The sequence below is a fragment of the Microbacterium paludicola genome (assembly GCF_015235415.1).
Classification (GTDB): domain Bacteria; phylum Actinomycetota; class Actinomycetes; order Actinomycetales; family Microbacteriaceae; genus Microbacterium; species Microbacterium paludicola.
Genome location: NZ_JADGLL010000018.1, coordinates 23,076 through 41,642 on the forward strand (window position 1 = coordinate 23,076; position 18,567 = coordinate 41,642).

An 18,567-nucleotide genomic window follows, 5' to 3' on the forward strand; every position below is an offset into this window, starting at 1 on the left:
GCAGGATCAGCGGCGGCCCGCCTTCGCCGCGAACAGCCAGGCGCCCGCCGCGACGGCGACCGCGAGGATCGCGAGGCACCATCCGACGGCCCACGCGGGATCCGATCCCGCATCTCCGCCGGTGAGCAGGGCCCGCAGCGTGTCGACCACCGGGGTGAGCGGCTGGTGCGCCGCGATCGGCTCGAGCCAGTCGGGCATGCTCTCGACGGGGACGAACGCGCTCGACACGTAGGGCAGGAACAGCAGGATGAACCCGTACATGCTCGCCGCGTCGGGGCTGCCGGATGCGAGGCCGATCGCGGCGGCGCGAACCCGCTGAGCGAACGGGAGCGGCAGATCCTGCGCGAGTGTCTCGACGGGCGTCCCGTCGCGGCGGTCGCGGCGAGCGTGCACCTGTCGCCGGGGACGGTGCGCAACTACCTCAGTGTGACGATCGCGAAGACGGGCACCGCTACCCGGGTCGAGGCCGCCCGGGCCGCGCAGCGCAACGGCTGGCTGTTGCCGGATCGCCGCGGGATCACGCGGTTTTCCGTGGCGCCAGTCACATGGGTACCACTGGCCACTCGGGTTTACATCCGACCCGCGCAACCCCTACAGTGAAGCGAATAGTGGGAAGAGGGAGGCCCAGTGCCTGAGATGCCGGACGTGCGGTTTCTGACCGTCGCAGAGGTCGCCGAGATCATGCGCGTGTCCAAGATGACCGTGTACCGCCTCGTCCACTCGGGCGAGCTCCCCGCCGTGCGCTTCGGACGCAGCTACCGCGTCCCCGAGTCGGCGGTCACCGCCGCGCTGCAGCGCCCGATCGCCGACGTCGGCTGACAGGCGCCCGCAAGGGACAGGCGCCGCATAGAGTAGACTGTCCCGAAGGCACGCTTCCGCCGTGCCCGATCCCGGACGCCGCAGGCTCGGCGTCCAACCCCCTGACATCGTGAGGTTTCCATGGGTTCTGTCATCAAGAAGCGCCGCAAGCGCATGGCGAAGAAGAAGCACCGCAAGCTGCTTCGCAAGACTCGCCACCAGCGCCGCAACAAGAAGTAAGCGGCTGCAACCACTGACGCCGGTCCCGTTCTCGGGCCGGCGTTTCTGGTTCCCGGGGGTCAGCCAGTGGCGGATAGCAGCAGCGTGACCTCGAAGCCGTCGGCCCGGTTCGCCGCCCGCACCTCGCCGCCGTGCGCGTGCGCGATGCCGCGGACGATCGCGAGCCCGAAGCCGGCGCCGTCGCTGCCGCGCGAGTGCGAACCGCGCCAGCCCACCTCGAAGATCCGCTCGAGGTCCGCCTCCGCGACCCCGTCGCCGCGGTCGCGGACGGTCACGGCGATCCGTCCGTCCTCGGTCGGTGTCGCCGAGACCGTGACCTCGCTGTCGCGGGGCGCGTGCCGCACCGCGTTGGCGAGCAGGTTGCCGATCGCCCTCCCGAGCTCCGCGGGGTCGGCCCAGAGCATGTGAGAGGCCGGGCAATCCGGCACCAGGCGGACCTCCCGGGGCCCCGCCTGCGGCATCACATCGGCGACCGCGTCGGAGATCACGTCGAGCAGATCGATGCGCTCGCGGCGAAGCTCCAGGCCGCCGGTCTCGATGCGCGACAGCTGCAGGAGATCGTCCACCATGCGCGCGATCGCATCCGTCTTCGCCCGGATCAGCCGGCCCGCCGCCTCCGGATCGTCCGACATCCCGTCCTCGAGCGACTCGGCGGTCGCCCGGATCGCCGTGAGCGGCGTGCGGAGGTCGTGCGAGACCCCGGCGAGGAACGTCCGGCGGGCGGCATCCAGCCGGGCGATCTCGGCGCGTGCCTCCGAGAGCCGCTCGGACGCCTCGGCCAGCTGCGCGGAGACCTGCTCGAACTCGCGCCATCCCGAGCGGGCGGTCACGACGGCGCCGCCTCCCACCTCGCGCGCGGACGAGACGAGGGCCGCGGTCGCCGCACGGGCGGTGCGGCGGGTGATGAACAACCCGACGGCGAGGCTGAGCGTCGCGGAGACGCCGACCACCCACACGAACACCGCGAGGTCGTGCGGGGACACGAACATCTGGCCCATCACGGCGGAGGTCGACACCACCATCGCGGCGACCGCGCCGAGCAGCACGATGGCGAACTGCGACGAGATGGGGCCGCGCCGGTTGGCGCGCAGCGCGAGCAACGTGAGCAGGACGACGCCCGCCGTGCAGGCCGCGGCCGTGGCGACGATGAGCAGCACGTCGGCCACGCCGAGCATCATCAGGTCCATGCGCCGGCGTCCCCGTCCGGTGTGAAGCGGTATCCGCGTCCCCATTCCGTCCGCAGATAGACGGGGATGGCCGGATCCGGCTCGATCTTCTCGCGCAGCCGCCGCACGTGGACGGTGACCGTCGACGCGTCGCTTCCCGCCCAGCCCCACACCTCGCGCAGGAGCGCGTCCCGCGGGATCAGCTCGCCGGCGTGCCGGGCGAGGTGCAGAAGCAGGTCGTACTCGCGCGTCGTCATGCCGACCTCGCGGCCGTCCACCCAGGCGCGGCGCCGCGCCGGATCGATGCGGAACCGTCCGGCGGAGATGACGGCGACCGGATCCGCGGCCCGCCGCCGCCGCAGCAGCGCGGCAACGCGCAGCTGAAGCTCGCGCATCGAGAACGGCTTGGCGAGGTAGTCGTCCGCGCCGTGCTCGAGCCCGGCGATGCGGTCCTCCACGGTGCCGAGCGCGGTGAGCATGAGGACCGGGGCGTCGGACGCCGCGCGCACCTGCCGGCACAGCTCGTCGCCGCTCACGCCGGGAAGCATGCGGTCGAGCACCACGAGGTCGGGGATCTCTCGGCCGAGCGCCGCCGCGGCGGTCGCGCCGTCACCGTGAAGCTCGACGGCGTAGCCGGCGGAGCGGAGGTACTCGCCGATCACGGTGCGCACGGTGTGATCGTCCTCGACGACCATCACGCGAGGCGCACCGTCCATGTCCCGACGATAGCCAGCGCCGCCGCCCGCGCGGACTTCCTTACGGTTCCGAAAGCACTCGCGGGAGGCGACGTCGGCTCTGGTTGCCTCGAATCGTCGCGAATCCCGCGGCCCGAGCACTGGAGAAGCCGATGCGAAAGTCAACGCCCGCCGTCACCGCCCTCGCCGCCCTCGCGCTGCTGCTCGCCGGCTGCGCCGGCGCCGCACCGTCGGACGACATGGAGGAGCCGATGCCCTCGTGCTCGCCGAGCGAGATGATGTCCGAGACGGAAGAGCCGATGGACGAGTCGATGAGCGAGGAGCCGATGGGCGGCGAATCGATGGATGACGAGTCGATGGATGACGAGTCGATGGATGACGACTCGATGACCGAGGAGCCGATGGACGACGAGGCGATGAAGGACGACTGCGAGGATGACACCTCCCGCTGAGGCCGGATCGCGGATCGCCTCGGGCACCGGCGCCGCCGGCCGGACGGACCGCGGTCTCGCGGCGGGCGCGGGCGTCGCCGCGGTCGTGCTCGGCGCCGGCGTCGGCGAGGCGCTCGCCGCGCTGCTGGCCCCGCGGGCGAGCCCGTTCGCGGCGATCGGCTCGGCCCTCATCGACCTCGCGCCTGCCTGGGCGAAGGACGCCGCGATCGCCCTGTTCGGCACTGCCGACAAGATCGCGCTGCTTGTGCTGATCGGGGCGGTGCTGCTCGGGGTCGCTGCCGTGGCGGGGCTGCTCGAGCGGCGCCGGGCACCGTGGGGAGCCGTGCTCGCGGCGGCCCTCGGCGTGCTCGGCGCGATCGCGGCCGTCACCCGCGCCGACGCCGGCGTGTTCACCCCCGTACCCTCGATCATCGCGGGCGCAGTGGCGGCCGTGACCCTGACCCTTCTGCTGCGGCGGAGGGCGGCGGCCGGCCCCGGGACGGACGCCGGGATGTCGCGCCGGTCGCTCCTGATCGCGGGAGGTGCGGCGACCGTGGTGGGGATCGCCGCCGCCGTCTGGGCGACGACCCGGGCCACCGGGGAGCGCTCGGTCGCGGCGATCCGCGCGGCCCTGCGGCTTCCCGCGCCGCGCTCGACCCAGCCGGTGCCCGGCGGCGCCGATCTCGGGATCCCCGATCTCGCGCCCGTCATCACGCCGAACGACGAGTTCTACCGGATCGACACCGCGCTGATCGTCCCCGAGATCGATCCCGCCGCGTGGCGCCTGCGCATCCACGGACTCGTCGAGAACGAGATCGAGATCACGTGGGACGAGCTGCTGTCCCTGCCACTGAGCGAGCACATCGTCACGCTCGCCTGCGTCTCGAACGAGGTCGGGGGAGCCCTCATCGGCAACGCGCGCTGGCTCGGCTATCCGATCCGCGAGCTGCTCGCCCGGGCCCGGCCCCTTCCCGAAGCCGACATGGTGCTCTCGCGGTCGCAGGACGGGTTCACGGCCGGTACACCGCTGGAGGCCCTGACCGACGACCGGGATGCGCTGCTCGCCGTGGGGATGAACGGCGAGCCGCTGCCGATCCAGCACGGCTTCCCCGTGCGGATGGTCGTGCCGGGGCTCTACGGCTACGTGTCGGCGACAAAGTGGGTCGTCGACCTCGAGGTGACCCGCTTCGACCGCGCCCGCGCCTATTGGAGCGACCGCGGCTGGTCGGAGCGTGGCCCGATCAAGCTGCAGTCGCGCATCGACGTGCCGCGCGCACACGACATCCCCGCCGGTGAGGTCACGGTCGCCGGTGTCGCCTGGCACCAGCACGTCGGCGTGGCCGGCGTGGAGGTGCAGGTCGACGACGGACCGTGGATGCCCGCGCGCCTCGCCACGGCGATCTCCGCCGACACCTGGGTGCAGTGGTCGCTGCGCGCAGTGCTGGCCCCGGGGGAGCATGTGCTTCGCTGCCGGGCGCTGAGCGCCGACGGCACGACGCAGACGTCCGACACCGCCCCTCCGGCGCCGGACGGCGCCACCGGATGGCACACGCGTCGATTCGTCGCGGCCTGACCCGCCCCGCAGCGGCGATACTTGGCATATGAACGAGATCTCCGTCCAGGACCTGCACGCGCGCAAGGACGTCCCGCTCGTCGACGTGCGCGAGGTGCACGAATACGAGGCCGGGCACGTGCCGGGAGCGATCAACATCCCGATGTCCGAGCTGAACGAGCGGGTCGGCGAGCTGCCGGCCGAGCCGTTCGACGTGATCTGCGAGCTCGGCGGACGCTCGGGCCGCGTCGTCGAGGCGCTCAGCCAGCGCGGCTACGAGGTGACGAACGTGGCCGGTGGCACCAGCGCCTGGCGCGAAGCCGGCTACCCCGTCGACCTCTGACGCGCGTGACCACCCTCACGCTGATCGGCAAGCCCGACTGCCACCTCTGCGACGTCGCGCGCGAGGTCGTCGACCAGGTGCTCGCCGACCTGCCCGACGACGTCGCCGACCATGTCGAGGTGCGCGAGGCGTCCATCCAGGATGACCCCGCGCTCTACGACCTGTGGTGGGAGAAGATCCCGGTCGTCCTCATCGACGACCGCCTGCACGGACACTGGCGCATCGCGCCCGAGCGGCTGAGCGCCGCCCTGACCGAGGCCGCGGACACGCGCGCCTGACCCGAAGGAGAACCCGGATGATCCGCCATGTCGTGCTGTTCAAGCTCGCCTCCACCGACCCCGCCGAGCGCGCCGAGCAGCTCGCCGAGGCGCGCCGCCGCATCCGCGGTCTCGTCGGCGTGGTCCCCGGCGTGCGCGAGCTCGACCTCGTCGAGAACGTGCTGGCAGACGAGCGCAACTACGACTTCGCGGTCGTCGGCGACTTCGACGACATCGCCGCTGTGGAGGGCTACGCGACGCACCCCGCTCACCTCGAGGTGATCGACTACGTCTCCACGATCCGCACGGACGCCCGCGCCGCGATCGACTTCGCGGTCTGAGTCAGACCGCGGCGGCCGCCGCCCGGCCGGCGACCCGGCCCGAGAACAGGCAGCCGCCGAGGAACGTCCCCTCGAGCGCGTTGTAGCCCATCATCCCGCCGCCGCCGAACCCGGCCACCTCGCCTGCGGCGAACAGGCCGGGGATCGGCGCGCCCGTCCCGTCGGGCGAGGGCTGCAGGCACCGTCCCTGCAGGTCGGTCTCGAGACCGCCGAGCGTCTTGCGCGACAGGATGTGGAGCTTCACCGCGATGAGCGGCCCGGCCTTCGGATCGAGGATCCGGTGCGGGGACGCGACGCGGATGAGCTTGTCGCCCAGGTAGTTGCGGGCGCCCCGCAGGGCGGTGACCTGCGCGTCCTTCGAGAATGGGTTGGCGATCTCCCGGTCCCGCTCCTCGATGATCCGGCGGAGATCCTGCTCGTCGATCGCGGGCCCGGTCGGATCCGCACCGGCGAGCCGGTTCATGCCCGCCACGAGCTCGGCGAGGGTGTCGGCGACGACGAAGTCCTCGCCGTGCTCCTTGAACGCCTCGACGGGCCCGGGCGCGCCCTTGCCGATCCGCTTCGCGAGCAGCTTCAGATCGCGACCGGTGAGGTCGGGGTTCTGCTCGGAGCCCGAGAGGGCGAGCTCCTTCTCGATGATCTTCTGCGTCAGCACGAACCACGAGTAGTCGTGCCCGGTCGCGCGCAGGTGCTTGAGCGTGCCGAGCGTGTCGAAGCCGGGGTACAGCGGCGCGGGGAGTCGCCTGCCGGTCGCGTCGAGCCAGAGCGAGGACGGGCCGGGAAGGATCCGGATGCCGTGATCGGCCCAGATCGGGTCCCAGTTGCGGATGCCCTCGACGTAGTGCCACATCCGGTCGGGATTGATGACGCTGGCGCCCGCGTCCTGCGTGATGCGCAGCATCCTGCCGTCCACGTGCGCGGGCACCCCGCTGACCATGCTGCGCGGGGGAGTGCCGAGGCGCTCGGGCCAGGCGGCGCGCACAAGATCGTGGTCGCCGCCGATGCCGCCCGCCGTGACGATGACGGCCTGCGCCCGCAGGTCGAACTCGCCGACGCTGATGCGGCTCGAGGGGCGCCCGCGATCGACGTCCGACGGCTCGAGGATCGCGCCGTGAACGCCCACCACCGCGCCCGCCTCGAGGATCAGGCCGTCGACGCGATGCCGGAACGCGAACCGGATGCGCCCCGCCTCGGCATGCGCGCGCACGCGCCGCTCGAACGGCCCGACGACGCCCGGCCCCGTGCCCCAGGTGATGTGGAACCGCGGCACCGAGTTTCCGTGCCCGCCCGCGCGGCCGTCGCCGCGCTCGGCCCAGCCGACGACCGGGAAGATCCGCAGCCCCATCTCGCGCAGCCACGCGCGCTTCTCGCCCGCCGCGAAGTGAAGGTACGCGTCGGCCCACGCGCGCGGCCAGCGGTCCTCGGGCCGGTCGAACTGCGCGCTGCCGAACCAGTCCTGCCGCGCGAGCTCGAGCGAGTCGCGCACACCGAGGCGCCGCTGCTCGGGGCTGTTCACGAGGAACAGCCCGCCCAGGCTCCAGAAGGCCTGGCCGCCCAGGCTCTGCTCGCCCTCCTGATCGACAAGCACGACGCTCTTGCCGCGGTCGGCGGCCTCGGCCGCCGCCACGAGTCCCGCGAGCCCGGCCCCTACGACGACGATGTCGGTCATGTTCTTTTCTTACAGGAACAGGCGGTCGCGTTCGGGAACGCTCGCGCCGACCCTTCGGGCCGGCGCTCACGTTCGCGGGCTGTCGCTGCGATCCATCCGACGACGGACGTCGCGTCGCGAGCGGGGTCGGCAGTCGCTCCGCTCCACTGTCAGTGTGATGGTGGCTGGCCGTGCCTTGCTGGCAGGGTCGGTGCTGGTGCTCCTGCCGGGTGTGACTCACCGCTCCACTGACCACGCGTGCGTGTGTGTCCTGCGAAGCGATTCGTCCGCCCGGTGGGGGTGCCGACGCCGGGCGCTGCCCGCCGCGGTGACTTGATAGAAGCACGGCCATTCGCAGTGGCTCATGACAGTTCCGTCCCGCGACGACTTTCTCAGTGCCCGGACGTCGGCTACGACCGTCCAACCGCTGAAGAAGGAAGTGATCGCAGTGACCATCGTCGCAGACCGTTACCGGTTCATCACCGGGGTCGATACCCATTCAAAGAAGCACCAGTACGCCGTCGTCGATCCCACCGGCCGGCTCCTTCAGGAGCGGTCCTTCCCGACCGACCCGGCGGGGATCACCCGCGCTCGCACCTGGCTTGCAGGGCTCAGCGGCGCGGCCGAGATGCTGGTCGCCATCGACGGCGCCGGCTCCTACGGGCGCCCCCTGGCCGAGGCTCTGGGCGGGGCGGGGATCCGCGTCGTCGAAGCCCCCAAGATCCGCTACCGCCCTTCCGGCAAGGACGACCGTCTCGACGCGCGCGCCGCGGCTGCTGCGGTTCTGCCCCTTGAGGACACGGCTCTCAACGACCGCAAGAGCGGCGCCGAACGCGACGCGATCCAGATCCTCCTGACCGCGCGGGCGGAGATGACCCGGGAGCGCACTCAGGCCATCAACCGGCTCACCGCCCTGGCTCGCCGGTTCGACCTCGGCATTGACGCCCGCCGGTCGCTGACCGCCGCGCAGATCCGGCAGGTCGCCGCCTGGCGCCCACGCAAGACCGAGCCCGTCGACACTCACGTCGCCCGCACGGAGACCATCCGCCTGGCCGCTCGCATCCTCGCGTTGCGCACCGACATCACCCGCAACCTGACGACCCTGCGCCACCTCACCGAGCAGCTCGCCCCGCAACTGCTGACCCAGCCCGGCATCGGCCCCGTCACCGCAGCTCAGGTGTTCGCCTCCTGGTCCCACCCCGGCCGGGTCCGCTCCGAAGCGGCCTTCGCCCGCCTGGCCGGCACCGCCCCCAAACCCGCCTCCAGCGGCGATCACTCCCGCCACCGCCTCGACCGCGGCGGTGACCGACACCTCAACGCCGCCCTGCACCGGGTGATCATCACCCGCTGGCGCTCACACCCCGAAACCCTCGCCTACGCCCAACGCCGCCGAGCCGAAGGCCGCACCGACCGCGACATCCGCCGCATCCTCAAGCGCTACCTCGCCCGCACCCTCTACCGACTCCTCGAAGCCAGTTGACACACATAGAAGCATCGCTCGCTCCGCTCGCACGCGGCACAGAAAACCCGTGAGGGCCCACCCGATGGATGAGCCCTCACGGGTTCGACAAGGGCTCAGGCCTCGACGGCCTCCGGCTCGGCGTCGACGCCCGCCTCGGCGCGCTGCTGCGGCGTGATCGGGGCGGGGGCCTCGGTCAGCGGGTCGAAGCCGCCGCCCGACTTCGGGAACGCGATGACCTCGCGGATCGACTCCGTCTTGGTCAGGTGCTGCAGCACGCGGTCCATGCCGAGCGCGATGCCGCCGTGCGGCGGGGCGCCGAACTTGAACGCGTCGAGCAGGAAGCCGAACTTCTCCTGCGCCTGCTCCTCGTCGATGCCCATGATCTTGAAGACGCGCTTCTGGATGTCCTCGCGATGGATGCGGATGGATCCGCCGCCCAGCTCGGATCCGTTGCAGACGATGTCGTACGCGTAGGCGAGGGCCGATCCGGGGTCGGTGTCGAAGGTGTCCTCGAACTCGGGCTTCGGGCCGGTGAAGGCGTGGTGCACGGCCGTCCAGGCACCGGCGCCCACCGCGACGTCGCCGGAGGCGACGGCGTCGGACGCGGGCTCGAACATCGGGGCGTCGACGACCCACGTGAAGGCGAACGTGTCGGGGTCGAGCAGGCCGAGGCGCTTGCCGATCTCGACGCGGGCGGCTCCGAGGAGGGCGCGCGAGGCCTTGGTGTCGCCCGCGGCGAAGAACGCGCAGTCGCCGGGCTTCGCGCCGACGAGCTCCATCAGGCCCGCCTGCTCGGTCTCGGACAGGTTCTTGGCGACCGGGCCGCCGAGCGTGCCGTCCTCGTTGAACAGGACGTAGGCGAGTCCGCGGGCACCGCGCTGCTTGGCCCACTCCTGCCACGCGTCGAGGGTCTTGCGCGGCTGGCTCGCGCCGCCCGGCATGAGCACCGCGCCGACGTACTCCGACTGGAACACGCGGAACGGGGTGTCCGCAAAGTACTCGGTCGCCTCGACGAGCTCCAGGCCGAAGCGCAGGTCGGGCTTGTCCGAGCCGTACTTCGCCATCGCGTCGGCGTACGTGATGCGGGGGAGCGGCGTCTTCACGTCGACGTCGATGGTCTTCCACATCGCCGTGATGACGTCCTCCATCATCTCGATGACGTCCTCCTGCTCGACGAAGCTCATCTCGATGTCGAGCTGCGTGAACTCGGGCTGGCGGTCGGCGCGGAAGTCCTCGTCGCGGTAGCAGCGCGCGATCTGGAAGTACTTCTCCACGCCGCCGACCATCAGCAGCTGCTTGAACAGCTGCGGGCTCTGCGGCAGGGCGTACCAGCTGCCCGGGTGGAGGCGGGCGGGGACGAGGAAGTCGCGGGCGCCCTCGGGCGTCGAGCGGGTGAGGGTCGGGGTCTCGACCTCGACGAACTCGCGCCCGTGCAGGACGTCGCGGATCGCCTTGTACACCTGCGAGCGAAGGCGGATCGCGTTCGCCGGCCCCTGGCGGCGCAGGTCGAGGTAGCGGTGCTTGAGGCGCACCTCCTCGCCGATCGGGTCGGCGCCCTCGCCGCCCGAGACCTGGAACGGCAGCGGAGCCGACTCGTTCAGCACCTCGACGTCGGTCGCGACCAGCTCGATCTCGCCCGTCGGGAGGTTCGGGTTCTCGTTGCCCGCGGGGCGACGGCCGACCTCGCCCGTGACCTTCAGCACGAACTCGCTGCGCAGCGGATGCGCCACGGCCTCGTCGCGGATGACGACCTGAGCGATGCCCGAGGCGTCGCGCAGGTCGATGAACGCCACGCCGCCGTGATCGCGTCGGCGGTCGACCCAGCCCGTGAGGGTGACGGTCTGACCGATGTGCTCGGCGCGCAGGGAGCCGGCGGTGTGGGTGCGAAGCACGGGGATTCCTCCTGTTGCGGTGCCCGGAGCAGGATGGGCAACCCGTCGATTCTACGGGCTGGAGTCTGTGCCGACCGGGGAACGGAAGGGGGATAACCGGATCCGGATCGGCGGTTGCCACCCAGGCGGGGGAAAGGCGGCGCCGGTAGCGTCGACCGAGTACCGCACGACGACCGAAGGGCCAGACGCATGACGACCGCTTCCGCCGACACCGACGGATCCTGGCTCGGAGCACTCGTCGACTGGGTCGTCGGGTTGATGGACGTGATCGGCCCGTACGGAGCCGGCATCGGCATCGCGGCCGAGAACCTGTTCCCGCCGCTGCCGAGCGAGGCGATTCTGCCGCTCGCGGGTCTCGCCGCCTCGCGGGGTGCCTTCACGCTGTGGGAGGCGATCCTGTGGACCACGGTCGGATCGATCGTGGGCGCACTCGTGCTGTACGGCATCGGCGCCTGGTTCGGCATCGATCGCCTGCGCCGGATCGCCGACAAGATGCCGCTGGTGAAGGTCGAGGACGTCGACCGCACCGTCGCGTGGTTCCACAAGCACGGCTCCGCGGCGGTGTTCTTCGGCCGGTTCATCCCCATCTTCCGCAGCCTGATCTCGATCCCGGCCGGCGTCGTGCACATGCCGGTCTGGAAGTTCGTGCTGCTCACGGGGGTCGGCAGCCTGATCTGGAACACGATCTTCGTGCTCATCGGCTGGTACCTCGGCGAGTCGTGGCACATCGTCGAGCAGTACATGGACGTCTTCCAGAACATCGTGATTGCGGTCGTCGCGATCGCCGTGATCTGGTTCGTCGTCGCGCGCGTCCGCTCGATCCGGGCCGACAAGCGCGACAGCTGAGGGTTCGTGTCCCCGAGGTGCCGGTTCTGACCGGCATGTCGGGGACCGGATCGGCGCCGTGTCCCCGAGTTGCCGGTTGTGAGCGGCACTTCGGGGTCAGGGACGCGCACTCGTGCGGGTGGCCGATCCCGTATCAGACCGGCAACGACTTTCGGATGTCCTGGATCAGCTGGGCAAGGTCGACAGGGGCAGACGTGTCGACTCGCAGCGTCGGCAGTCCCGAGATCGGTGCGGCCCCCTCCGTCAGCACCTCCCACTCCTCGCGGCGGCCCGCGTCGGCGTGCGCCTTGTGGCGGGGCCGGTCGCGCGCACGCTGGCGGGCGACGTCCCGCGGCACGTCGCACCAGAGCTCGATTCCCGCCGGGGCGCCGATGCTCTCATGCCCGCGTCGGAACCACCGCTCATCCCGACCAGAGGCCCAGAAGGACTCGATCATCACGACGCCGTCCAACATCCCGGCGATCGCCCAGAGCGCATCCGTGGCCACCGCGCCGATCCGGGATGTCGGGAGCGGAGCGTCGACGGCATCCGCGAGCGCTTCCTTCAGCGCATCCTTCGCAACGAGGGTGACACCGAGCTCACGCGCGAGCGGCGCGGCGAGGGTGGTCTTACCGGCGCCGGGGATCCCGTTCACCACGATCAAGAAGTCGGCCACGGGTCGAGCGTATGGCCCGTGCCCCGGTGGAACGCTCTTGCCCCGATCCGCAGGTGTGAGGCGGCGGTTTGGGGCAACCGGCGCGGGCTCTTGCCCCATCCGGCCGCTTCGAAGCGACGGTTCGGGGCAAGGGGCTGCCGTCAGCCGGCGGTGAGGGCCTCGGCGATGTTCTCGACCGTGGCGAGGCCCTCGGGCAGCTGCCACTGCGTGGGGTCGTCGGCGCTCGCCGCCGTGATGACGATGCGGTAGCCGGGAAGCCACGACTCCAGCTCCACGCCGCTGGGGACGTAGGCGCCGACGGCGAAGCCGCCCGCCGCGTCGAGCGCGGGGGAGTCCTGGACGCCGCCGAGCTCGGCCTTGCCGGCCTCGACGCGGCGGCGGGCGACCTCGTCCGCGTCCGCGACCTCTCGGGAGACCCACACCTGCACGCGGGACTTCACGGTCGCGTCGTCCGCCGCCTTCCCCTTCTCCGCCGCCCAGCCGCAGGCGACGCGGCCGGTGCCGGGCGCCGCGATGCCGCGCAGCGGATGGAACCCCGCGGCAAGCGGCTGCGCGAGCGCGAACAGGTCGTCGCACGACAGCATCGCGAGGCCCAGGCCCGCGATCTCGTCCACCACCACACGCGCGGCGGCCGGATCCGCCCACTCGTCCGGCAGGATCGCCGCGAACCGGGCGCGCTCCTCCGGTGTGCAGTCGGCGAGCGGCTTCACGGATGCGGCGGCCGCGGTGCGCCAGCGCGGGTCGGAGGCGAGCTCGCGCGATCCCGAGGCGTACGCCGGCTGCAGTGCAAGCTCGGCGAACAGGGCGGTGGCATCCGCCTCCGCGTCGTCGCACGTCGGGCGCCACGATCCCGGCGCGGGGGCGTCCCGGGCGGCGAGCACGGTCCACGAGCCGCCGCCGGCAGGCGTCGCCGCCGCGGCGACGAGGCCCTCGGCCGCCGAGGCTGCCAGCGCGTCGAACGCGCCGCCCGCGGCGATCCGCATCGCGGAGGCCACTGCCCGCGCCCCCTGGACCTCCGTCGCCTCGGCCGAGCCTCCCGCCGCCTCGGACAGGCGGGTCGCGAGCGCCGACTCGGGATGGGCGACGCAGCCGGTGAGGGCGCGGCCGATGTCGGCGACGTCGGTCGCATCCGAGACGTCGTCGGCACCGGCCGATCCGCACGCATACAGGGTCGAGACGAGCGCCGTGACCGAGGGGTCCGGCACGTCGCCGAACGAGACGCGGCGCGTGAACGCGGCGAGCAGGTCGACGGTCGCCGTTCGCGGATCCACCCCGGCGACCGCGCGATAGGGGACGGCCGGATCGGTCGGCGCGGCGAGACCCACGTCGACGCCCGTGCGCGGCGGCAGCAGCGCGGTGCCGGGCCCGTCGACGAGCCCCGCGGCGATGCGCCAGAAGCGGTCGCCGCCCGCCGTGTCCGAGCGCGTCTTCCAGGCGAACTCGGCGTCGCCGTCGAGCTCGAGAGCGCGGGTCACGCCGTCCTGGCTGCGCGTCTTGACCGTGAGGACATCCGACTGGTGGCCCTCGACGCACGTCGCGATCGTCGCCTCCGGACGAGCGCGATCCGGATCCGTCGCGGTCGCGAGCCAGTCGGGAAGGGCCGCATCCGTGCAGGTGGGAGGCGTCGCCTCGGCCAGCTCGGCGGGCGTCTCGTCCAGCGCGACCGTCGCCCACGTCACGATGCCGGTGTCGGTCAGCTCGGCCGTCAGGGCGCCGTCGGCGACGGTCGGGGCATCGGGCTGCGGCACCCACACGCGCCGGCGATCGTCCCAGCGCACGAGCGACGCGGCGGCCGCCGCCTCGGCCGGAAGACCCGCGACGTCCCACGAGACCGTCACCGGATCGGCGAACGACGCGGGCGACTCGAACCGCACCGGGGCGCCGAAGACCTCGAGGGCGATCCCCGAGTCGGCCTCGCCGATCGGCGCGCCGACCGCCACGTTCGCGACATTCGCGGTCACGGCATCCGCCGGCACGTCGATCGTCACGCCGGAGGCCGTCCAGTGATCCCCGTCGCGATCCACCTGCGTGGTGCGGACGTCCGCGAAGGAGGGGAGCGGATCGCGCCGCGCCTCGCCGGCGGACGGCTCGGGAACGCAGGCGGTGAGGCCGAGCACGAGGGCGGCGGCAACGGCGACCGCGATGGCCGGGCGGCGCGCTTCGATCCTCACCCGGCAACGGTAACGGCGCTTCCCGCCGCGGCCGGGGCGGCGCTCCGTAGGATGGGAGCGCGACCGCCCGAGGGCTGAACAGCAGGAGATCACATGCCGGCCGAACTCATCCATCTCGTGCGTCACGGCGAGGTGCACAACCCCGACCGCGTCCTCTACGAGCGGCTTCCCGGCTTCCGGCTGAGCGACGACGGACGCCGCATGGCACGCGCCGCGGCCGAGCACGTCCGGGGCCTCGAGCGTCCGGTGAGCGCGCTGCTGTGCTCGCCGCTGCAGCGCACGCAGGAGTCATCCGAGCCCTTCGCCGAGCTGTTCGACCTGGAGCCGCGGCTCGAGGAGCGCGTGATCGAGCCGACGAACGTCTTCGCCGGGCTGCGGATGAGCCGCGCGCTTCGCAAGCCCTGGAAGTGGCACCACCTGCGTCGCCCGTCGGTGCCCAGCTGGGGCGAGCCCTACACACACGTTGTGGACCGGATGCGCTCAGCGCTCGACGAGGCCTGGCACAGCACGCCGGGCGGGGACGTGGTGATCGTGTCGCACCAGGCGCCGATCTGGCTGACGCACCTGTCGGTGGCCGGCCTTCCCCTGCCGCACGACCCGCGCACGCGGCGCTGCGCCCTCTCGAGCGTCACGTCGTTCGAGCGCGTGGGCGACGTGTGGCGCGAGGTGTCGTACGCCGAGCCGGCGGCCGTGGACGACGCGGTGGACGTCGGCGCGGTTTAATTCCCGCTTCGCGGGGCAGTGCAGCTCCCGACCGCGATCACTCGCCCGACGCAAGCGCCGGGACTCGCGATCGCGCGCTGTCGCTCCGCTCCATCGATGACGCACGTCGCGTTTGCGAGATGGTCGGCAGTCGCTCCGCTCCACGCTCACTTCGTTCGCACGCGGTGGGCGCGTCCGAGAAGAAATCTCCACGCCCCACCGGTTGACGATGCTCCGTGCGCCCGCTTCCCTCCTGCTTTCGGCTCGCACACAGCCCGGCCATAAGCGGAAACGTAGGATTGTGGCGTGTCTCGAGCCGCTCGATCCCCCCGTCGTCTGACCGCGGTGATCGGCGCCGCGGCGCTCGCGCTGACCCTCGCGGCGTGCACGCCCGATCCGGTCACCGAGCAGTACCGCCAGGGAAGCGAGACCGGGTACATCGCCGGCGAGTTCCAGGTCGACGAGATCGACCTCGCCGACCGCGGTGAGCCCGTCGTCTGGGAGAGCACGACCGACACGGGCGAGCCGCTCTCGAGCGAGGATGTCCTCGGCGATGTCGTCGTCGTCAACTTCTGGTACGCCGGATGCGCCCCCTGCCGCGTCGAGGCCGCCCACCTCGAGGACGTGTGGCAGGAGTACCGCGACGAGGGTGTCTCGTTCGTCGGTGTGAACACGTTCGACCAGCCGGATCAGGCACGGTCGTTCGCGGAGAAGTGGGGCGTCACCTACCCGAGCGTGATCGACGCGAACGACGCGGCTGTGAAGCTCGCGTTCGCGGCGGCGACGCCGATCCAGGCGACCCCCGTCACGCTCGTGCTCGACCGAGAGGGTCGGGTCGCCGCACGCATCATCGGCGCGATCGACAGCCCGTCCATCCTGTCCACGCTCGTCGCGGACACGCTCGAGGAGAAGGCGTGACCGGCGCGTGAATCCCGGCGCCCTTGTCCTCGACGGCGCCCTGTGGGCGGCGATCCCCGTCGCCCTTCTCGCGGGGCTGATCTCCTTCCTCTCACCGTGCGTGCTGCCGCTCGTTCCCGGCTACCTCGGGTTCATCAGCGGCGCCGTCTCGCCGAGGCAGGCCGGATCGGGCGTGCTCGCCGGGCGCGGGCGGCTCGTCGGCGGCGTGCTGCTGTTCATCGCGGGCTTCACGCTCGTGTTCGTCACGATCGTTGTGCTCGGCGGGCTCGCGGGCGGCGCGATGCAGCGGTTCTCGCTGCAGTACGGCGACCTCGTGACCCGCATCCTCGGCGCGCTGATCATCCTGCTCGGGCTCGTCTTCATCGGGTTCTTCGGCTTCGCCCAGCGCACGGCGAAGCTGCAGCTCAAGGGTGACCTCGGCCTCATCGGCGCCCCGCTGCTCGGCATCGCGCTCGGCCTCGGCTGGGCGCCCTGCATCGGCCCGACGCTCAGCGCGATCCTCGCCATCGCCTGGCAGCAGGGCGACCCCGCCCGTGCCGGCCTGCTGGGCCTCGCGTATTCGCTGGGCCTCGGCATCCCGTTCCTGCTCGTCGCGCTCGGCTTCGGCTGGGCCACCCGCTCGATCGCCTTCCTGCGCCGCCACATCCGCGTGGTGAACATCGGCGGCGGCGTGCTGCTCGTCATCCTGGGTGCGCTCATGGTGACCGGCATCTGGACCATGATCATGTCTCGCCTGCAGGGGGTGTTCGCCAGTGTCCCGACTCTCCTCTGAGGACGCCTCCGTGCAGCAGCGCGACGGATCCGAGCCGCTGCGGCCCTCCGACCACGTCGACGGCGAGGCCGACAGCGGCGTGAACTCGCCCGCGCTCGGGATCGTGGGATGGCTGCGCTGGGGATGGCGACAGCTCACCAGCATGCGCACCGCGCTGATCCTGCTGCTGCTGCTCGCGATCGCCGCCGTTCCCGGGTCGATCTTCCCGCAGCGGATGGCGAACCCGAACGGCGTGACGCAGTGGGAGCGGGACAATCCCGACCTGTTCCCGATCCTGGATGCGATCCAGATGTTCGACGTCTACATGTCGGCCTGGTTCTCGGCGATCTACATCCTGCTGTTCATCTCGCTCGTCGGCTGCATCCTGCCGCGCACGAAGCACCACTGGAAGGCCCTGCGCTCCCGGCCGCCGCGCACCCCCGCCCGGCTGTCGCGCCTCGACGACCACCTCGAGCAGCGGATCGACGGCGACCAGGATGACGCGAAGCACGCGGTCGACCTCGCCGAGGCGCAGCTGCGCTCTGCCGGCTACCGCGTCGAGCGGTACGACGGGCGCGGGAGCTTCTCGGTCTCCGCTGAGCGCGGCTACCTGCGCGAGACGGGCAACCTCGTGTTCCACGCCTCGCTCGTCGGCGTGCTGCTCGCGGTCGGGATCGGCGGGGGCTTCGCGTACACCGGCCAGCGGGTGATCTACGAGGGCCAGGCAGTGGTGAACGCGCTCGTCGACTACTCGTCGATGAACCGCGGCCGCTTCGTCGGCGACGACGCGCTGACGCCCTACGCGATCCGCCTCGACTCGTTCGACGTCACGTACCAGCCGCCCCTCACGAGCGGCGCGGGGCAGGCGGGCGACTTCGCCGCGAACGTCACCGTGCGCGAGCCGGGCGGCGACGAGACCAAGGGAACCGTGCGGGTCAACCACCCCCTCGAGGTGGCGGGGGAGCGCATCTACCTGCTCGGCAACGGCTACGCCCCGACCATCACGGTGCGCGACGCCGAGGGCACGCCGGTGTACAGCGAGACGGTGCCGTTCCTGCCGCAGGACGCGAACCTCACGTCCCTCGGCGTGCTGAAGATCGCCGACGGCCTTCCCGAGCAGATCGGCATGCTCGGCTTCCTCTACCCGACGCAGGCCACGCTCGAGACCGGCGCGTTGACCTCCGTGTACGGCGACCTGCTCGACCCGATCCTCACGCTCAACGTGTACTCGGGCGACCTCGGCATCGACGGGGGAGTCCCGCGCAGCGTGTACGAGCTCGACCCCAGCGGGATGGAGCAGCTCACGGGCGGCGACACCGGCGTCGAGTCGATCAAGCTCGCCCCCGGCGAGACCGCGGACCTGCCGAACGGCCTCGGCACCGTGACGTTCGAGGACGAGACGCCCGAGGGCGCCGACCGCGACCAGGTCGGGATGACCGAGTCGGTCAAGCGATTCGCGTCGCTGCAGACCCACCGCGACGACTCCTCGATCTTCGTGCTCGTCTTCGCCGTCCTCGCGGTGCTCGGCCTGCTCACCGCCCTGTTCGTGCCGCGCCGCCGCGTGTGGGTGAAGGCGACGCCGGATGAGACCGGCATCCGGCTCGAATACGCCGCCCTCGCGCGCGGCGATGACCCCACGCTCGCGACCGCGATCGAGCAGCTGCGCGCCAAGCACCTCGACAGCCTGTAGAAGTAGGAT

The 18,567-nt window shown here is 71.9% G+C and carries 21 protein-coding genes; 14 read left to right on the forward strand and 7 right to left on the reverse strand.

Annotated features, from left to right (window positions below; translation table 11 throughout):
• Positions 1–6 precede the first annotated feature (6 nt).
• On the reverse strand, positions 7–393 hold the full coding sequence (locus tag IR155_RS15960; protein ID WP_322783517.1) for an ABC transporter permease: 387 nt from the start codon (positions 391–393) through the stop codon (positions 7–9).
• Between IR155_RS15960 and IR155_RS16235 the strand changes: the two genes are divergently transcribed.
• The 3 genes from IR155_RS16235 (at position 340) to IR155_RS08825 (ending at position 1,038) form a co-directional block, all read left to right on the forward strand.
• Positions 340–600: a LuxR C-terminal-related transcriptional regulator gene (locus IR155_RS16235; protein WP_322783516.1), complete on the forward strand. Its 261-nt coding sequence runs from the start codon at positions 340–342 to the stop codon at positions 598–600. The genes IR155_RS15960 and IR155_RS16235 overlap by 54 nt on opposite strands.
• Positions 601–627: 27 nt before the next feature.
• Positions 628–819: a helix-turn-helix domain-containing protein gene (locus tag IR155_RS08820; protein WP_135114471.1), complete on the forward strand. Its 192-nt coding sequence runs from the start codon at positions 628–630 to the stop codon at positions 817–819.
• 120 nt (positions 820–939) lie between these two features.
• On the forward strand, positions 940–1,038 hold the full coding sequence (locus IR155_RS08825; RefSeq protein ID WP_003792170.1) for a 30S ribosomal protein bS22: 99 nt from the start codon (positions 940–942) through the stop codon (positions 1,036–1,038).
• 59 nt (positions 1,039–1,097) lie between these two features.
• On the opposite strand, the gene IR155_RS08830 is transcribed toward IR155_RS08825, so the two are convergent.
• A complete protein-coding gene (locus IR155_RS08830; RefSeq protein WP_228066914.1) occupies positions 1,098–2,225 on the reverse strand; it encodes a sensor histidine kinase in 1,128 nt (375 codons plus the stop codon).
• Positions 2,216–2,920 (reverse strand): response regulator transcription factor, encoded by a 705-nt coding sequence (locus IR155_RS08835; protein WP_209306760.1) that lies wholly within the window; start codon positions 2,918–2,920, stop codon positions 2,216–2,218. The genes IR155_RS08830 and IR155_RS08835 overlap by 10 nt, the downstream gene beginning before the upstream one ends.
• 131 nt (positions 2,921–3,051) lie before the next feature.
• Here IR155_RS08835 and IR155_RS08840 point away from each other — a divergent pair, with 131 nt between their 5' ends.
• From IR155_RS08840 to IR155_RS08860, 5 genes are read left to right on the forward strand one after another with little or no spacing between them, the layout of a single operon-like run.
• Complete coding sequence (locus IR155_RS08840) at positions 3,052–3,351, forward strand: hypothetical protein (protein ID WP_135114472.1); 300 nt, start codon at positions 3,052–3,054, stop codon at positions 3,349–3,351.
• Complete coding sequence (locus IR155_RS08845; protein ID WP_135114473.1) at positions 3,335–4,903, forward strand: molybdopterin-dependent oxidoreductase; 1,569 nt, start codon at positions 3,335–3,337, stop codon at positions 4,901–4,903. The genes IR155_RS08840 and IR155_RS08845 overlap by 17 nt, the downstream gene beginning before the upstream one ends.
• Before the next feature lie 28 nt (positions 4,904–4,931).
• Positions 4,932–5,225 (forward strand): rhodanese-like domain-containing protein, encoded by a 294-nt coding sequence (locus IR155_RS08850; protein WP_135114474.1) that lies wholly within the window; start codon positions 4,932–4,934, stop codon positions 5,223–5,225.
• 5 nt (positions 5,226–5,230) lie between these two features.
• Positions 5,231–5,503, forward strand: coding sequence for a glutaredoxin family protein (locus IR155_RS08855; RefSeq protein WP_135114475.1), 273 nt, complete (start codon positions 5,231–5,233; stop codon positions 5,501–5,503).
• A gap of 17 nt (positions 5,504–5,520) precedes the next feature.
• Positions 5,521–5,823 carry a Dabb family protein gene (locus tag IR155_RS08860; RefSeq protein ID WP_135114476.1) on the forward strand — a complete coding sequence of 101 codons (303 nt, stop codon included), beginning with the start codon at positions 5,521–5,523 and terminating at the stop codon, positions 5,821–5,823.
• A gap of 1 nt (position 5,824) precedes the next feature.
• On the opposite strand, the gene IR155_RS08865 is transcribed toward IR155_RS08860, so the two are convergent.
• Positions 5,825–7,492: an FAD-binding dehydrogenase gene (locus IR155_RS08865; RefSeq protein ID WP_135114477.1), complete on the reverse strand. Its 1,668-nt coding sequence runs from the start codon at positions 7,490–7,492 to the stop codon at positions 5,825–5,827.
• A 427-nt stretch (positions 7,493–7,919) separates the two neighbouring features.
• Here IR155_RS08865 and IR155_RS08870 point away from each other — a divergent pair, with 427 nt between their 5' ends.
• Positions 7,920–8,951 (forward strand): IS110 family RNA-guided transposase, encoded by a 1,032-nt coding sequence (locus IR155_RS08870; protein ID WP_135114478.1) that lies wholly within the window; start codon positions 7,920–7,922, stop codon positions 8,949–8,951.
• A 95-nt stretch (positions 8,952–9,046) separates the two neighbouring features.
• Here the strand turns inward: IR155_RS08870 and aspS are convergent, their stop codons facing one another.
• A complete protein-coding gene (aspS, locus tag IR155_RS08875) occupies positions 9,047–10,825 on the reverse strand; it encodes an aspartate--tRNA ligase (protein WP_135114479.1) in 1,779 nt (592 codons plus the stop codon).
• Between the two features lie 189 nt (positions 10,826–11,014).
• Between aspS and IR155_RS08880 the strand changes: the two genes are divergently transcribed.
• A complete protein-coding gene (locus IR155_RS08880; protein WP_135114480.1) occupies positions 11,015–11,671 on the forward strand; it encodes a DedA family protein in 657 nt (218 codons plus the stop codon).
• 133 nt (positions 11,672–11,804) lie between these two features.
• Here IR155_RS08880 and IR155_RS08885 read toward each other — a convergent pair whose 3' ends face one another.
• Complete coding sequence (locus IR155_RS08885; RefSeq protein WP_167760745.1) at positions 11,805–12,326, reverse strand: AAA family ATPase; 522 nt, start codon at positions 12,324–12,326, stop codon at positions 11,805–11,807.
• 140 nt (positions 12,327–12,466) lie between these two features.
• Positions 12,467–14,497 carry a hypothetical protein gene (locus IR155_RS08890; protein WP_135114482.1) on the reverse strand — a complete coding sequence of 677 codons (2,031 nt, stop codon included), beginning with the start codon at positions 14,495–14,497 and terminating at the stop codon, positions 12,467–12,469.
• A 93-nt stretch (positions 14,498–14,590) separates the two neighbouring features.
• Here IR155_RS08890 and IR155_RS08895 point away from each other — a divergent pair, with 93 nt between their 5' ends.
• The 4 genes from IR155_RS08895 (at position 14,591) to resB (ending at position 18,558) form a co-directional block, all read left to right on the forward strand.
• Positions 14,591–15,220 carry a histidine phosphatase family protein gene (locus IR155_RS08895; protein WP_135114483.1) on the forward strand — a complete coding sequence of 210 codons (630 nt, stop codon included), beginning with the start codon at positions 14,591–14,593 and terminating at the stop codon, positions 15,218–15,220.
• A 285-nt stretch (positions 15,221–15,505) separates the two neighbouring features.
• Positions 15,506–16,117, forward strand: coding sequence for a TlpA family protein disulfide reductase (locus IR155_RS08900; RefSeq protein ID WP_233441158.1), 612 nt, complete (start codon positions 15,506–15,508; stop codon positions 16,115–16,117).
• Between the two features lie 7 nt (positions 16,118–16,124).
• On the forward strand, positions 16,125–16,889 hold the full coding sequence (locus IR155_RS08905; RefSeq protein WP_135114484.1) for a cytochrome c biogenesis CcdA family protein: 765 nt from the start codon (positions 16,125–16,127) through the stop codon (positions 16,887–16,889).
• Positions 16,890–16,899: 10 nt separating this feature from the next.
• The gene (gene resB, locus IR155_RS08910; RefSeq protein WP_233441159.1) at positions 16,900–18,558 is read left to right on the forward strand and encodes a cytochrome c biogenesis protein ResB; all 1,659 of its coding nucleotides are present in this window, start codon (positions 16,900–16,902) and stop codon (positions 18,556–18,558) included.
• Positions 18,559–18,567: the final 9 nt, after the last annotated feature.

What these genes read in the sequence shown, in the direction of transcription:
- IR155_RS08895 (WP_135114483.1), top strand. Translation starts at nt 14,591, where the DNA reads ATGCCGGCCGAACTCATCCATCTCGTGCGTCACGGCGAGGTGCACAAC.
- IR155_RS08880 (WP_135114480.1), top strand. Translation starts at nt 11,015, where the DNA reads ATGACGACCGCTTCCGCCGACACCGACGGATCCTGGCTCGGAGCACTC.
- IR155_RS08830 (WP_228066914.1), bottom strand. Translation starts at nt 2,225, where the DNA reads ATGGACCTGATGATGCTCGGCGTGGCCGACGTGCTGCTCATCGTCGCC.
- IR155_RS08850 (WP_135114474.1), top strand. Translation starts at nt 4,932, where the DNA reads ATGAACGAGATCTCCGTCCAGGACCTGCACGCGCGCAAGGACGTCCCG.
- IR155_RS08865 (WP_135114477.1), bottom strand. Translation starts at nt 7,492, where the DNA reads ATGACCGACATCGTCGTCGTAGGGGCCGGGCTCGCGGGACTCGTGGCG.
- IR155_RS08840 (WP_135114472.1), top strand. Translation starts at nt 3,052, where the DNA reads ATGCGAAAGTCAACGCCCGCCGTCACCGCCCTCGCCGCCCTCGCGCTG.
- IR155_RS08825 (WP_003792170.1), top strand. Translation starts at nt 940, where the DNA reads ATGGGTTCTGTCATCAAGAAGCGCCGCAAGCGCATGGCGAAGAAGAAG.
- IR155_RS08835 (WP_209306760.1), bottom strand. Translation starts at nt 2,920, where the DNA reads ATGGACGGTGCGCCTCGCGTGATGGTCGTCGAGGACGATCACACCGTG.
- IR155_RS08845 (WP_135114473.1), top strand. Translation starts at nt 3,335, where the DNA reads ATGACACCTCCCGCTGAGGCCGGATCGCGGATCGCCTCGGGCACCGGC.
- IR155_RS08860 (WP_135114476.1), top strand. Translation starts at nt 5,521, where the DNA reads ATGATCCGCCATGTCGTGCTGTTCAAGCTCGCCTCCACCGACCCCGCC.